Below are 12,866 nucleotides of genomic sequence, written 5' to 3' on the forward strand. Positions count from 1 at the left end.
AGCGCTGGTGGCACCGTGGAGGCCCTCCCGGGCCGGTGACACGGGTGGTGGACGACTCACCCCCGACGCACTGGCCCGGGAGGGGTACGCCCTCCACGGCGCCGAGCTCTACCGCTACGCTCTCGGACGGCTGCTCGACGACGCCGCCGCGCAGGACGTCGTGCAGGAGACGATCGTCCGGGCCTGGCGGGCCGGCGACCGGTACGACCCGCAGACGTCGTCGTTGCGCACGTGGCTGTTCGCCATCGCGCGCAACGTCGTCGCCGACCACCTCTCCGCCCGGCGGCGGGCCGCCGCCCTGCCGGACCTCGTCGACCAGCCCGGGAAGGACCACATGAGCGACCACAGCGCGGCCCTCGCCGACGTCGACCTGGTCACCCGGGCGCTCGGCCTGATCAGCCACGACCACCGCACCGCGATCGTCGAGACCTACCTGCGCGACCGGTCGTACGACGACGTCGCGGCCGATCTCGGCGTCTCGGTCAGCACGCTGCGCAGCCGCGTGTTCCACGGGCTGCGTCACCTGCGTCGCGCCATGGCCCTGATGGTGATCGAGCCGTGACGGGGCTCGACGACCTCGACCACGAGCAGCTGCGCGAGGCCCTGGGTGCCTACTCGCTGGGCCAGCTCGGCGACCCGCTGAGGGGCGCGGTGCGGGCGCACCTCACCACGTGCGACACGTGCCCCGCCGAGCTCGCCGAGATCGGGCCGATCGCGCGCGTGCTGCGGTCGGTCGACCCCGATGCCGTCCGACCGGTCGACGTCGGCGTCCCGGCAGGGCTCGACGACCGCATCCGCCGGGCGCTGCCGCCCGCTCCGCTCCCGACGCGGTCGCGCGGTCGCCGCGGGTCGCTCGTGACCGCCGCGGTCGCCGTGGCGTCGGCTGCCGCCGCGGTCGTCGTCACCGCCGTCGTGGTGGGCGACGGCGACGCGCCCTCCGGCCCGACCGTGATCGCCGTGCCCGAGGTGCAGGTCGTGCAGGGCGTCAGGGCGACCGCCGGCCTGGTCGACCACACGTGGGGCCTCGAGATCAAGCTGCAGGCCACGGGGCTGCGCGCGGGGGAGCGGTTCCGGATGTGGGTCGTCGCCGACGACGGCAGCACCCGCGAGGCCGGCGAGTTCGTCGGCGTCGCCGGCACGGAGATCACGTGCGACATGAGCTCGTCGGTGCTGCTCGACGACGCCGCGGCCTTCCGCGTCGTCGACGCCTCGGGCGACGAGGTCATCTCGGCCGACATCCCGTCCTGAGCGGCGCGACCGTCAGCAGCTGCGCGAGACGTACCGACGCGAGCCGCGGGGCACCACGTCGCGGTCGCGCAGCAGGATCGAGGCACGTCCGGCCCGTGCCGCGCACGCGCGGGCGAAGGCGCGACGGCCGTTGTCGGTGTACTCGATCTCGATGAGCCGGGTGCCGTAGACGCGCGTGTAGGCGCCGCACTCGCGGTAGACCTCGCACTCCTCGGCGACCGCGAAGTCGAAGCCCAGCCCGAGGCGGCTGAGCTGGGGGGCGTTCTTCTGCGCGATCGCGACGCCCGACCGGTGGGCCTCCCGCACGAGCCGGCGCGCGAAGGCGACGGCGTGCCGCTTCGTCAGCCGGTGGCCCGACCGGGTCCACGAGTCGAGGTTGTCGGGCTCCACGGCGTCGAAGCCCTTGCGGCGGCACTGGTCGAACCAGGCGCGGTTGAGGTCTCCGAGGGCCTTGCGCCGGGCCGACGTGCGGAGGTCGAGCAGCACCTCGTCGGGCCACCCGGGATCGCGGACGAGCCGTCCCGCGCCGTCGCGCAGCAGGAGGGACGGGTGGTTCTTCCTCCACCAGCGCAGCGTGCCGGGCTGGGTCTGGAACGAGTTGACGTAGCAGATCGAGTAGCGTCCGGCGGCCGGCCGCTCGGAGCGGTCGCGGGTGACGACGCCGACGTCGGCGGCCGGCCGGTACGGCCCGCCGAGCTGGTAGTCGGCGACCGCGGCGGTGGGCGGCGGGGAGGGGGCGGGGGCGGGTGACGCGGTCAGGGCCAGCACGGCCGCGATCGCGGCGATCAGCCCGCTCATGCGTCGCGCCGGGCGCGGACGGCGGGCGGGGCGACGACGTACCAGCCGCTGTCGACCAGCTCGAACAGCTCGTCGCGGTCGACCCGGCCGAGGTCGACCAGCACGGAGCCGTGCCCGTCGTAGTGGGACGTCGTGCTGAACGCGGGGTCGTCGCCGTCGACCAGGGCCGCCTTGTCGTCGAGGGAGCACCGCAGCACCACCTCGCCCGCCCCACCGTCGGCGGGCGAGGTGCGCAGGCGGGTCAGCAGCCGTCCGTCGACCTTCAGCGCAGGAGTCCCGTACGACGTCGACGCGGCCACGTCGGGCAGCGTGCACGCGAAGTGCACGACCTCGTCCCACGTCACCGCCATGGCTCCAGTGTGTCAGGGCCGGTCCGCCGGGGTGACGGTGCGAGCCGGACGCTCACTCGTCGCGCCGCCGCCGCGACTCGACGGCCCGCGCGGCCAGCCCCGCGTCGTCGGGGTACGTGACCTCCTCGAGCACCAGGCCGTGGGCCGGCATGACCGTCACCCGGGTGTCACGGGCGGCGCGTCCCAGCACCTCGCCCGACCACGCCGGAGCGAAGCGTCCCTCGCCGACCGCGACGAGCGCCCCCATCAGCGCCCGCACCATCGAGTGGCAGAACGCGTCGGCGCGCACCGTCGTCTCGACGAGGTCGCCCGCGCGGACGGCCCGCAGCTCGAGGAGCGTGCGGATCGTGGTGGCCCCCTCGCGCCTCTTGCAGAACGCGGCGAAGTCGTGCTCGCCCAGCAGGTGCTCGGCCGCGGCGTTCATGGCGTCGACGTCGAGCGTCCGGCGCCACGCCACGACGCTGCCGCGCGCCAGGGGGTCGGGGCCCTCGGGTGCGTCGCACAGACGGTAGACGTAGCGTCGCTCGAGCGCCGCGAACCGCGCGTCGAACCCCTCGGGCGCCGGCGCCAGGGACCGCAGCGCGACGTCGCCGGGGAGCAGACGACGCAGCCGCCGCGCGAGGGCGTCGGGCTCGACGTCGTCGGGCAGGTCGACGTGCGCGACCTGCCCGCGCGCGTGGACCCCGGCGTCGGTCCGGCCCGCGCACGTCAGCTGGGGTGGCGTCGTGAGCCGCAGGATCGTGGCCAGCGCGGTCTCGACCTCGCCCTGGACGGTGCGCAGTCCCGGCTGGGTGGCCCAGCCGCGGAAGTCGGTGCCGTCGTAGGACAGGTCGAGTCGCAGGCGCACGACGTCACGCTACCGGCTGGGTCGGTGCCCCCGTTCGTCCTGCCCTCCTGCCGATCGCCGACTACCGTGGGCCCACCACCGACCTCCGGGAGTCCCATGCGCACCGCCACGTCCTGGTCCACCGCGACGGCGGTGACGCTGCTCCTCGGGCTGCTCGCCGCGCCGCCCACCCAGGCGAGCGAGCCGGAGCCGACGACCACGGCCACCGTCGCCGCCGTCGGTGCCCCCGACACCCCCACGACGCCCCGGGCGGCGGGCCTGGTCGTCACGACGACCCGCGGCAGCGCCGCCGTCGAGCAGCTCGCCACCGAGGTCGCCGACCGGGCGGCCGTCGTCGAGGACGTCGGACGCGGCCCCGGGGGCACGCGCGTGGTCGAGTTCGGCGAGCCCGTGGCCGGCGACGTCGCCGAGCGGCTCGCGACCGAGCTGGAGTCACGTCCCGGCATGGGCCCCGTCGAGCCCGACTTCGTCCGGTCGGCCGCCGACGCCCCGCCGGTGTCGGTCGACGACCCGCTGTTCCCGCAGCAGAAGAACCTGTGGGACACGGGTCGGGTCGGCGGGGGCTTCAGCACCCGCGCGCCCGCGTTCTGGCAGCGCACGAAGGGCAGCCCCGACGTCCGCGTCGCGGTGCTCGACACCGGTCGCACGACGCACCCCGACCTCACGTGGGCGGCGGGGTACGACGCCGTCTCGAACGACGCCGACCCGACCGATCCCGGCGACTACCACGGCACGCACGTCGCGGGGATCGTGGCGGCCCGGGCCGACAACGGCCGCGGGGTCGCGGGGGTCGCCCCCGGCGCGACGATCGTCCCGGTGCGGGTGCTGGACGCCGACGGGTCGGGCACCGACACGGCGATCGTCCGCGGCATCCTGTGGGCGGCCGGGTCGCCGCCGGCCGGTGCCCCCGCCAATCCGTCGCCCGTGCAGGTCGTCACGATGTCGCTGGCCGGGCCGGGACGGTGCACCTCGACGCTCTCCAACGCCATCGCGACGGCGCGCAGCCGCGGGGTCGTCGTGGTCGCCGCGGCCGGCAACGACGCACGCGACGCGGCGGGCTACGCGCCGGCCAGCTGCCCCGGCGTGATCTCCGTGGGCGCCACCGACGACGCCGGCGCCCGCGCGTCGTTCTCCAACACCGGGCCGTCCGTCGACGTCTCGGCCCCCGGCGTGGCCGTCATCTCGACGTACGCGACGGCGACCGGCGCGCCGGCGTACGCCGCCGTGTCGGGCACCAGCATGGCGGCACCCGCCGTCGCGGGCGCGGCGGCGCTGCTCTCGTCGGTCGGCCTGTCGGGCCCCCAGATCGAGTCGACGCTGCCCACCATGGTGCGTCCCTCGACGAGCGCCGCGACCGCCGGCGTCCTCGACCTCGGGTACGTCGCGGCCGCCGCGGCTCCGGCCCGCGCCGGCACCACGGTGTCGGCGAAGGTCTCGGCCCGCACCGTGCGCGCGGGCGGGAGGTCGGTCGTGCGCGTGCGGCTGCGCTCGACGACGTCCGGAGCCCGTCCGGTCGGCCGCATCCGCGTCTTCGACGGATCGAGGATCGTGCGCACGGCCTACGTCTCGCCGCGGCGCAACGGCGCCATCACGGTCAAGACGCCCCGACTGCGTCGCACGGGCGTCCACCGCCTCAGGGTCGTGTACCTCGGCACCGGGTCGTTCGAGGGCAGCAGGTCGGTCGTGCGGCGCGTGCGGGTGCGCTAGACGCCCGAGGGCCCCCACCGCACGCGGTGGGGGCCCTCGGGGTGGGACGGAGGAGAGGATCTACCTCGACCAGCGGTCCTCGGCGGCCGTGAAGTCGAGACGACGGTCCCCGGTGTAGATCTGCTTGGGGCGGGCGATCTTCTGCTCCTTGTCGTCCACGAGCTCGATCCACTGGGCCAGCCAGCCGGACGTGCGCGGGATCGCGAACAGGACCGTGAACATCTCGGGCGGGAACTGCAGCGCCTCGTAGATCAGGCCCGAGTAGAAGTCGACGTTCGGGTAGAGCTTGCGGCTGACGAAGTACTCGTCCTCCAGCGCGATGCGCTCGAGCTCCTGGGCGATCTCGAGCAGCGGGTTGACGCCCGTGACCTCGAAGACGTCGTCGACGGCCTTCTTGATGATCGTCGCGCGCGGGTCGAAGTTCTTGTAGACGCGGTGACCGAAGCCCATGAGCTTCTCGTCACCCTTCTTGACGCCCTCGATGAACGCCGGGATGTTCTCGGGCACCTTGATGCGCTTGAGCATCTTCAGGACGGCCTCGTTGGCGCCACCGTGCAGCGGGCCGTAGAGCGCGGCGATGCCGGCGCTGACGGCCGAGTAGGGGTCGACCTGGCTCGAGCCGACCGAGCGGACCGCGTTGGTCGAGCAGTTCTGCTCGTGGTCGGCGTGCAGGATGAACAGGACCTCGAGGGCCTTGGCCAGGCGCGGGTCGGGGTTGTACTTCTGCTCCGACATCTTGAACAGCATCGAGAGGAAGTTCTCGGTGTAGGTCAGGTCGTTGTCGGGGTAGACGTACGGCTTGCCCTGCGCGTGGCGGAACGACCAGGCGCCCAGCGTCGGCATCTTGGCGATCAGGCGCACGACCTGGTCGTGGCGGACCTGCGGGTCGCTGATGTTGCGGGCCTCGGGGTAGAACGTCGACAGGGCGCCGACGCTCGACAGCAGCATGCCCATGGGGTGCGCGTCGTAGCGGAAGCCCTGGAGCTGCGACTTCAGGTTCTCGTGCACGAACGTGTGGAACGTGATCTCGTGCACCCACTGGTCGTGCTGCTCGCGGGTCGGCAGCTCGCCGTGGATCAGGAGGTAGGCGACCTCGAGGTAGGTGGACTTCTCGGCCAGCTGCTCGATCGGGTAGCCGCGGTACTCCAGGATGCCCTTGTCGCCGTCGATGTAGGTCACGGCGCTGCGGGTGGAGGCGGTGTTGGTGAACCCCGGGTCGTACAGGGCCAGGCCCGGCTCGTCCTCGGTCTTGCCGATCTTGCCGAAGTCGCTGGCGCGCACCGTGCCGTCGGTGATGGGGAGCTCGTACTCCTCGCCGGTGCGGTTGTCGCGGACTGTGAGGGTGTGGTTCTCGGTCACGATGGGTCTCCTGTGACGTGAAGGAACAGCGCGGCTGTGATGTCGCCGAACTCCCCTCAACCTAGACGTGAGGGAACCCTCATCGCCACGCGGGTGGGTCCCGGACCCGTCGGGAGGCCGTCGAGGGGGGCTCGTTTTGACCTTCTCGGTCGCGGCCGGTTAACCTAGTGTGTCGTTGTGCCCAGCCACTCGTGCCAGGGCGCCGACCACCGCAGCGCTGGATGCAGCTTTCCAGCCACCACACCCCAAGAACGAGAAGGTCACGCCGTGCGCACGTTCAGCCCCAAGCCGTCTGACATCACCCGTCAGTGGCACGTCATCGACGCCGAGGACATCGTCCTGGGCCGTCTCGCCGTCCAGGCTGCGACGCTCCTGCGCGGCAAGCACAAGCCCACCTACGCGCCTCACGTGGACGGTGGCGACTTCGTCATCATCGTCAACGCCGAGAAGGTCGCGCTGTCGGGCAACAAGCGCACCGACAAGCTCGCCTACCGTCACAGCGGCTACCCGGGCGGCCTCAAGTCGATCGCCTACGGTGACCTGCTCGACAAGGACGCCCGCAAGGCGATCGAGAAGTCCGTGCGCGGCATGCTCCCCAAGAACCGTCTGGGCGACCAGCTGATCACCAAGCTCAAGGTCTACTCCGGCCCCGAGCACCCGCACACCGCCCAGAAGCCCCAGCCGTTCGAGATCACGCAGATCTCCCAGTAAAGAGTAGGTAAGCGTCATCATGGCTGAGACCGCCACCACCGAAGAGACCACCGAGTTCCAGACCAACTCCGAGGGTGTCGCGTACACCTCCGAGACGGCCGGTTCGTCCGAGACCTCCAGCAAGCCGGCGACGATCGCTCCCGGTGCTGCCACGGGTCGCCGCAAGGAGGCCATCGCCCGCGTGCGCATCGTCCCCGGCACGGGCGTCTGGACCGTCAACGGCAAGCCGCTCGAGGAGTACCTCCCGAACAAGCTGCACCAGCAGATCGCCAAGGAGGCGTTCGCCGAGACCGGTCTGCAGGACCGCTTCGACGTCATCGCCCGCGTGACCGGTGGCGGCATGACGGGTCAGGCCGGCGCGCTGCGCCTGGGCGTGGCCCGCTCGCTCAACCAGATCGACGAAGAGGCCAACCGTCCGGTCCTCAAGAAGGCCGGACTCCTGACGCGCGACTCGCGCATCAAGGAGCGCAAGAAGGCCGGTCTCAAGAAGGCACGTAAGGCACCTCAGTACAGCAAGCGCTGATCCCGCGTGGGCCGGATCTTTGGCACCGATGGCGTTCGCGGTCTCGCGAACCGTGATCTGACCGCCGAGCTCGCCGTCGACCTCGCGGTCGCCGCGGCCCACGTCCTGGGTGAGGTCGGTGCCTTCGCCGACCAGCGCCCCACAGCAGTCGTGGCCCGCGATCCCCGCGCCTCCGGAGAGTTCCTGGAGGCCGCGGTGGTCGCGGGTCTTGCGTCTGCCGGTGTCGACGTCCACCGGCTGGGGGNCTCGGCGAGCCACAACGCGATGCCCGACAACGGCATCAAGTTCCTGGCCCGCGGCGGGCTCAAGCTCGACGACGACATCGAGCGGCTCATCGAGGACCGCCTCGAGGAGCCCTGGGACCGGCCCGTCGGCGCCGACGTCGGTCGCATCGGCGACAGCCACGCCGGTGTCGCGGCCTACGTCAAGCACCTGGTCGAGTCGACCCCCGGCCGCCTCGACGGGCTCACGATCGTCCTCGACTGCGCCAACGGGGCCGCCCACCGGGTCGGACCCGAGGTCTTCGAGCAGCTCGGTGCCACGGTCGTGACGATCCACGCCGAGCCCGACGGGCTCAACATCAACGCCAACTGCGGGTCGACGCACCTCGACGACCTGCAGAAGGCCGTCGTCGAGCACGGCGCCGACGCCGGCTTCGCCTTCGACGGCGACGCCGACCGGTGCCTCGCGGTCGACCAGACGGGTGCGGTCGTCGACGGCGACCACATCCTGGCGATCCTGGCGCTGGCGGGGCGCGACGCGGGCCGCCTGGTCGACGACACGGTCGTGGCGACCGTCATGAGCAACCTCGGCTTCGTGCAGGCGCTGACGGCCGAGGGGATCACCGTCATCCAGACGGCCGTCGGCGACCGCTACGTGCTCGAGGCGATGCGCGCGGGCGGCTTCACGATGGGCGGCGAGCAGTCGGGCCACGTCATCATGGCCGACTTCGCCACGACGGGCGACGGCGTGCTGACGGCGGCCCACCTGGCCGCGCGCATGCAGCAGACCGGGTCGACGCTGTCGGCGCTCGCGTCCGTCATGCGCCGCCTGCCCCAGGTGCTCGTCAACGTCCCCGACGTCGACAAGTCGCGGGCCGACACCGACCCGGTCCTGCAGGGCGAGGTCGCGATCGCGACGTCGCGCCTCGGCGACAGCGGGCGGGTGCTGCTGCGCCAGTCGGGCACCGAGCCGCTCGTGCGCGTCATGGTCGAGGCCGCGACGCACGAGGAGGCGACGTCGGTCGCCCAGCACCTCGCCGAGGTCGTCCGCACGACCCTCGCCCGCTGACCCGGACCCCGACCCCCGCCCGGCCCGGTGCCGCGAGTGGTGCAGACCGGACGTCCTGGGACGGCGTGTCCGACCACGGCGCACCACTCGGCGACGTGTTCGCACCACTCGGCGCGTCCTAGGGTGAGCCCATGACCGATATCCACGTCGTCGACGTCGGCGATCCCGACGCCTTCGGCACGTTCCACGACGTCTACCTCCGCTCGTCCACGCGACCGTTCGACGCGCCGTGGCTCGCGGTCGAGAAGCGCGTCAACCTGACCGACGACGCGTACGGCACGAAGGTCGCCGTGGTCGGACGCGACGGGGCGGGCGTCCCGGTGGCCGCCGGGTGGGCGGTCATGCCGCTGAAGGACAACACGCAGTTCGCGTTCGTCGAGGTCTTCGTGCCGCCGGAGCACCGCCGCCGCGGTCACGGCACCGCGGTGCTCGAGCACCTGCTCGCCACCGCCCGCGCGCACGACCGCACGACCGCGTTCTCGATGCCCGCGTGGGGTGTCGACGCCGAGGGCGACGCCGGACGGTGGTTCGCCGAGGCCCGCGGCTTCCGGCTCGACGTCCTCGACGCCGTGCGCGAGCTGGCCCTCCCCGCCACGCCGCCCCCGCTGGTCGTCGCCGACGGCTACACGCTCGAGACGTGGCGCGGGCGGTGTCCCGACCGGTGGGTCGACGAGTACGCCGAGCTGCGGCGCATCCTGACGTCCGAGGCGCCGAGCGGCGAGGCGGGCCTCGAGGACGAGCACTGGGACGCCGAGCGCGTCCGCACGGACGAGGCCGACCTCGAGCGGGTGGGACGCGTGATGCAGGTCGTCGTCGCCCGGGCGCCCGACGGGCACCTGGCCGGGCACACCCAGCTGGCGTTCCCGCAGGAGGACGAGGTCTACCAGTGGGACACGCTCGTGCGCCCCGGGCACCGGGGCCACGGGCTGGGGCTCGCCCTCAAGGTGCGCGCGATGCAGGCCTCGGCCGACCTGCTCGCGGGACGCCGCCGCGTCACGACCGAGAACGCCGCGAGCAACGCGCCCATGATCGCGGTCAACGAGCGGCTGGGCTTCCGGCAGACCGCCTGGACGGGGGAGTACGTCCGCGCGATCTGACGTCGTCGAGCGCTGCGGTCAGATCTTGCGGAGCCGGACCCAGTCGACGGCGTGGTCGGGGCCCTTGCGCAGCACCAGCGAGGCGCGACCCCGGGTCGTGGCGATGTTCTCGCGCAGGTTGGGCCAGTTGATCGAGTCCCACAGCTGTCCCGCCCGCTCGATGGCCTGCTCGTCGGTGAACGAGCTGTAGCGGTGGAAGTATGACTCGGGATCGGCGAACGCGGTCTTGCGCAGCGCCAGGAACCGGTCGACGTACCAGCGGCGCAGGTCCTTGCCGGACGCGTCGACGTAGATCGAGAAGTCGAAGAAGTCGCTGACCGCGAGACCGGGGGAGCCGTCGCCGCGGGGACGGGCGGGGGCGAGCACGTTGAGGCCCTCGACGATCACGATGTCGGGCGCCTTGACCGTGACGACCTCGTCGGTCCGGTCGTACGTCAGGTGCGAGTAGACGGGCGCCGTGACGACCTCGACGCCCGACTTGACCTCCATCACGAACCTCAGCAGCGCCTTGCGGTCGTACGACTCGGGGAAGCCCTTGCGGTCGAGCAGCCCGCGCCGCTCCAGCTCGTCGTTGGGGAACAGGAAGCCGTCGGTCGTGACGAGCTCGACGACGGGGTGCTCGGGCGACTGCGCCAGCAGCTCGCGCAGCAGCCGCGCCGTCGTCGACTTGCCGACCGCGACGGACCCGGCGATGCCGATCACGAACGGGGTGCGACGCGACTGCGGTGCGTGCAGGAACTCCTCGGTGGCCTCGTAGAGCGCCCCGGCCAGGCGCACCCGCATGCTGATGAGCTGCGTCATCGGCAGGTACACCTGCCGGACCTCCTCGAGGTCGAGCTCGTCGCCGATGCCCCGGACGCGCTCCAGCTCGTCGGGCTTGAGCGGCTGCGGCGTGTCGCCCGCGAGCTCGGCCCACGCTGCCCTCTCGAGCTCGACGTACGGGGAGTGCTCGCGTGTCATGACCGCTATTCTCGCCACACGCGGGTGCAGGTGCCGCACGAGGCCCCTCGCGCCCGTACGCGTCGTCACGTCGGCGGGGTGCCGCGCATCCCCGGGGCGCGCGCCGGACGCCGGTAGGCTGGGTCCCATGTGCGGAATTGTCGGATACGTCGGTCAGCGCTCAGCCCTCGACGTCGTCATGGGCGGTCTGCGCCGCCTGGAGTACCGCGGCTACGACTCGGGCGGTGTCGCGCTCGTCGTCGACGGCACGATCCACTCGGCCAAGAAGGCCGGCAAGCTGCTGAACCTCGACGCCGAGCTGGCCGAGAACCCGCTGCCCGTCGCGCACACCGGCATCGGGCACACCCGCTGGGCGACCCACGGCGCCCCCAACGACGTCAACGCGCACCCCCACCTCGACGAGACGGGCCGCGTCGCGGTCGTCCACAACGGCATCATCGAGAACTTCGCCGTGCTGCGCACCGAGCTCGAGCGCGCCGGGCACGACCTGCTGTCCGAGACCGACACCGAGGTCGTGGCCCACCTGCTGCACGACGAGCTGGCCCGCACCCCCGACCTGTCCGACGCCGTGCGCGCGGTGTGCCGACGTCTCGAGGGTGCCTTCACCCTCGTGATCTGCGACGCCGAGCAGCCCGACGTCGTCGTCGGCGCCCGCCGCAACTCGCCCCTGGTGGTCGGGCGCGGCGACGGCGAGAACTTCCTCGGCTCCGACGTCGCGGCGTTCATCGAGCACACCCGCGACGCCGTCGAGCTGGGCCAGGACCAGGTCGTCACGATCACGCCCGACGCGATCGTCGTGACCGACTTCTTCGGCGCCCCCGCCGAGACCACCGAGTACCACGTCGACTGGGACGTGTCGGCGGCCGAGAAGGGCGGCTACGAGTGGTTCATGCTCAAGGAGATGGACGAGCAGCCGCAGGCCGTCGCCGACACCCTGCTGGGGCGGCACTCGCCGGGCGGCCAGCTGCAGCTCGACGAGATGCGCCTGAGCGACGACGAGCTCCGCGAGGTCGACCGGATCGTCATCATCGCGTGCGGCACCGCCTCGTACGCGGGTCTCGTGGCCAAGTACGCGATCGAGCACTGGACGCGCATCCCGTGCGAGGTCGAGCTCGCCTCGGAGTTCCGCTACCGCGACCCGATCCTCGACAAGAGCACGCTGGTCGTCGCGATCAGCCAGTCGGGCGAGACGATGGACACCCTGATGGCCATCCGGTACGCGCGTCAGCAGCGCGCCCGCGTCCTGTCGATCTGCAACACCAACGGCTCGACGATCCCGCGCGAGTCCGACGCCGTGATCTACACGCACGCCGGTCCGGAGGTCGCGGTCGCCTCGACCAAGGGCTTCCTGTCGCAGGTCGTGGCCTGCTACCTGCTGGCGCTGTACCTCGCGCAGGTCAAGGGCACCAAGTACGGCGACGAGATCGACGACATCCTGGCCGAGATCGCCGCGGTCCCCGCCGGCATCCAGCGGCTGCTCGACGAGGGCGACCAGGTGCGCAAGCTCGCGAGCGACCTGTCGGGGGCCCGCTCGATCCTGTTCCTCGGCCGTCACGTGGGCTACCCCGTGGCGCTCGAGGGCGCGCTGAAGCTCAAGGAGCTGGCCTACATCCACGCCGAGGGCTTCGCGGCGGGCGAGCTCAAGCACGGTCCGATCGCGCTGGTCGAGGAGGGTCTCCCGGTGTTCGTCGTGGTGCCGCCCAAGGGCCGCGACCAGCTGCAGGAGAAGACCGTCAGCAGCATCCAGGAGATCCGCGCCCGCGGCGCCCGCACGATCGTGCTGGCCGAGGACGGCGACGACGACGTCATCCCGTACGCCGACCACCTGATCCGCCTGCCGAAGGTCCCGACGCTGCTGCAGCCGCTCGTGGCCACCGTGCCGCTGCAGATCTTCGCGACCGAGTTCGCGCACCAGCTCGGCCACGACGTCGACCAGCCGCGCAACCTGGCCAAGTCGGTCACGGTCGAGTAGGACG

The 12,866-nt window shown here is 72.4% G+C and carries 12 protein-coding genes and 2 pseudogenes; 9 read left to right on the forward strand and 5 right to left on the reverse strand.

The window, feature by feature from the left end:
• Positions 1 to 7: 7 nt before the first annotated feature.
• Positions 8 to 562, forward strand: a complete 555-nt coding sequence (locus tag ASD10_RS06375) for an RNA polymerase sigma factor (RefSeq protein WP_235501771.1) — start codon at positions 8 to 10, stop codon at positions 560 to 562.
• The gene (locus ASD10_RS06380) at positions 559 to 1,248 is read left to right on the forward strand and encodes an anti-sigma factor (RefSeq protein WP_056606263.1); all 690 of its coding nucleotides are present in this window, start codon (positions 559 to 561) and stop codon (positions 1,246 to 1,248) included. Before ASD10_RS06375 ends, ASD10_RS06380 begins: the two co-directional genes overlap by 4 nt.
• 12 nt (positions 1,249 to 1,260) lie before the next feature.
• Here the strand turns inward: ASD10_RS06380 and ASD10_RS06385 are convergent, their stop codons facing one another.
• The 3 genes from ASD10_RS06385 to truA are packed head-to-tail and all read right to left on the reverse strand — an operon-like array spanning position 1,261 to position 3,243.
• Positions 1,261 to 2,046, reverse strand: a complete 786-nt coding sequence (locus ASD10_RS06385; protein ID WP_056606267.1) for an endo alpha-1,4 polygalactosaminidase — start codon at positions 2,044 to 2,046, stop codon at positions 1,261 to 1,263.
• Positions 2,043 to 2,396 carry an MmcQ/YjbR family DNA-binding protein gene (locus ASD10_RS06390; RefSeq protein WP_056606271.1) on the reverse strand — a complete coding sequence of 118 codons (354 nt, stop codon included), beginning with the start codon at positions 2,394 to 2,396 and terminating at the stop codon, positions 2,043 to 2,045. Before ASD10_RS06390 ends, ASD10_RS06385 begins: the two co-directional genes overlap by 4 nt.
• A 52-nt stretch (positions 2,397 to 2,448) precedes the next feature.
• The gene (truA, locus tag ASD10_RS06395; protein ID WP_056606274.1) at positions 2,449 to 3,243 is read right to left on the reverse strand and encodes a tRNA pseudouridine(38-40) synthase TruA; all 795 of its coding nucleotides are present in this window, start codon (positions 3,241 to 3,243) and stop codon (positions 2,449 to 2,451) included.
• Between the two features lie 96 nt (positions 3,244 to 3,339).
• On the opposite strand from truA, the gene ASD10_RS06400 reads away from it, so the two are divergent.
• Positions 3,340 to 4,950, forward strand: a complete 1,611-nt coding sequence (locus ASD10_RS06400) for a S8 family serine peptidase (protein ID WP_056606277.1) — start codon at positions 3,340 to 3,342, stop codon at positions 4,948 to 4,950.
• A gap of 60 nt (positions 4,951 to 5,010) precedes the next feature.
• Here ASD10_RS06400 and ASD10_RS06405 read toward each other — a convergent pair whose 3' ends face one another.
• The gene (locus ASD10_RS06405; protein ID WP_056606278.1) at positions 5,011 to 6,309 is read right to left on the reverse strand and encodes a citrate synthase; all 1,299 of its coding nucleotides are present in this window, start codon (positions 6,307 to 6,309) and stop codon (positions 5,011 to 5,013) included.
• A 267-nt stretch (positions 6,310 to 6,576) separates the two neighbouring features.
• On the opposite strand from ASD10_RS06405, the gene rplM reads away from it, so the two are divergent.
• The 5 genes and pseudogenes from rplM (at position 6,577) to ASD10_RS06425 (ending at position 9,930) form a co-directional block, all read left to right on the forward strand.
• Positions 6,577 to 7,020: a 50S ribosomal protein L13 gene (gene rplM / locus ASD10_RS06410; RefSeq protein WP_056606281.1), complete on the forward strand. Its 444-nt coding sequence runs from the start codon at positions 6,577 to 6,579 to the stop codon at positions 7,018 to 7,020.
• Positions 7,021 to 7,039: 19 nt separating this feature from the next.
• Positions 7,040 to 7,543, forward strand: coding sequence for a 30S ribosomal protein S9 (gene rpsI, locus ASD10_RS06415; RefSeq protein ID WP_056606284.1), 504 nt, complete (start codon positions 7,040 to 7,042; stop codon positions 7,541 to 7,543).
• Between the two features lie 6 nt (positions 7,544 to 7,549).
• Positions 7,550 to 7,787 (forward strand): annotated as a pseudogene (locus ASD10_RS19325) (phosphoglucosamine mutase); the annotation flags it as partial.
• A 1-nt stretch (position 7,788) separates the two neighbouring features.
• Positions 7,789 to 8,833, forward strand: a pseudogene (locus ASD10_RS06420) (phosphoglucosamine mutase); the annotation flags it as partial.
• Positions 8,834 to 8,964: 131 nt separating this feature from the next.
• A complete protein-coding gene (locus ASD10_RS06425) occupies positions 8,965 to 9,930 on the forward strand; it encodes a GNAT family N-acetyltransferase (protein WP_056606290.1) in 966 nt (321 codons plus the stop codon).
• Positions 9,931 to 9,948: 18 nt separating this feature from the next.
• Here the strand turns inward: ASD10_RS06425 and coaA are convergent, their stop codons facing one another.
• Positions 9,949 to 10,890 (reverse strand): type I pantothenate kinase, encoded by a 942-nt coding sequence (gene coaA / locus ASD10_RS06430; RefSeq protein WP_056606293.1) that lies wholly within the window; start codon positions 10,888 to 10,890, stop codon positions 9,949 to 9,951.
• A gap of 127 nt (positions 10,891 to 11,017) precedes the next feature.
• On the opposite strand from coaA, the gene glmS reads away from it, so the two are divergent.
• Entirely contained in the window at positions 11,018 to 12,862 is a 1,845-nt protein-coding gene (gene glmS / locus ASD10_RS06435) for a glutamine--fructose-6-phosphate transaminase (isomerizing) (RefSeq protein ID WP_082556057.1), read from the forward strand.
• The last annotated feature ends 4 nt before the right edge of the window (positions 12,863 to 12,866 follow it).

The sequence above is a fragment of the Aeromicrobium sp. Root472D3 genome, from assembly GCF_001426485.1.
Taxonomy (GTDB): domain Bacteria; phylum Actinomycetota; class Actinomycetes; order Propionibacteriales; family Nocardioidaceae; genus Aeromicrobium.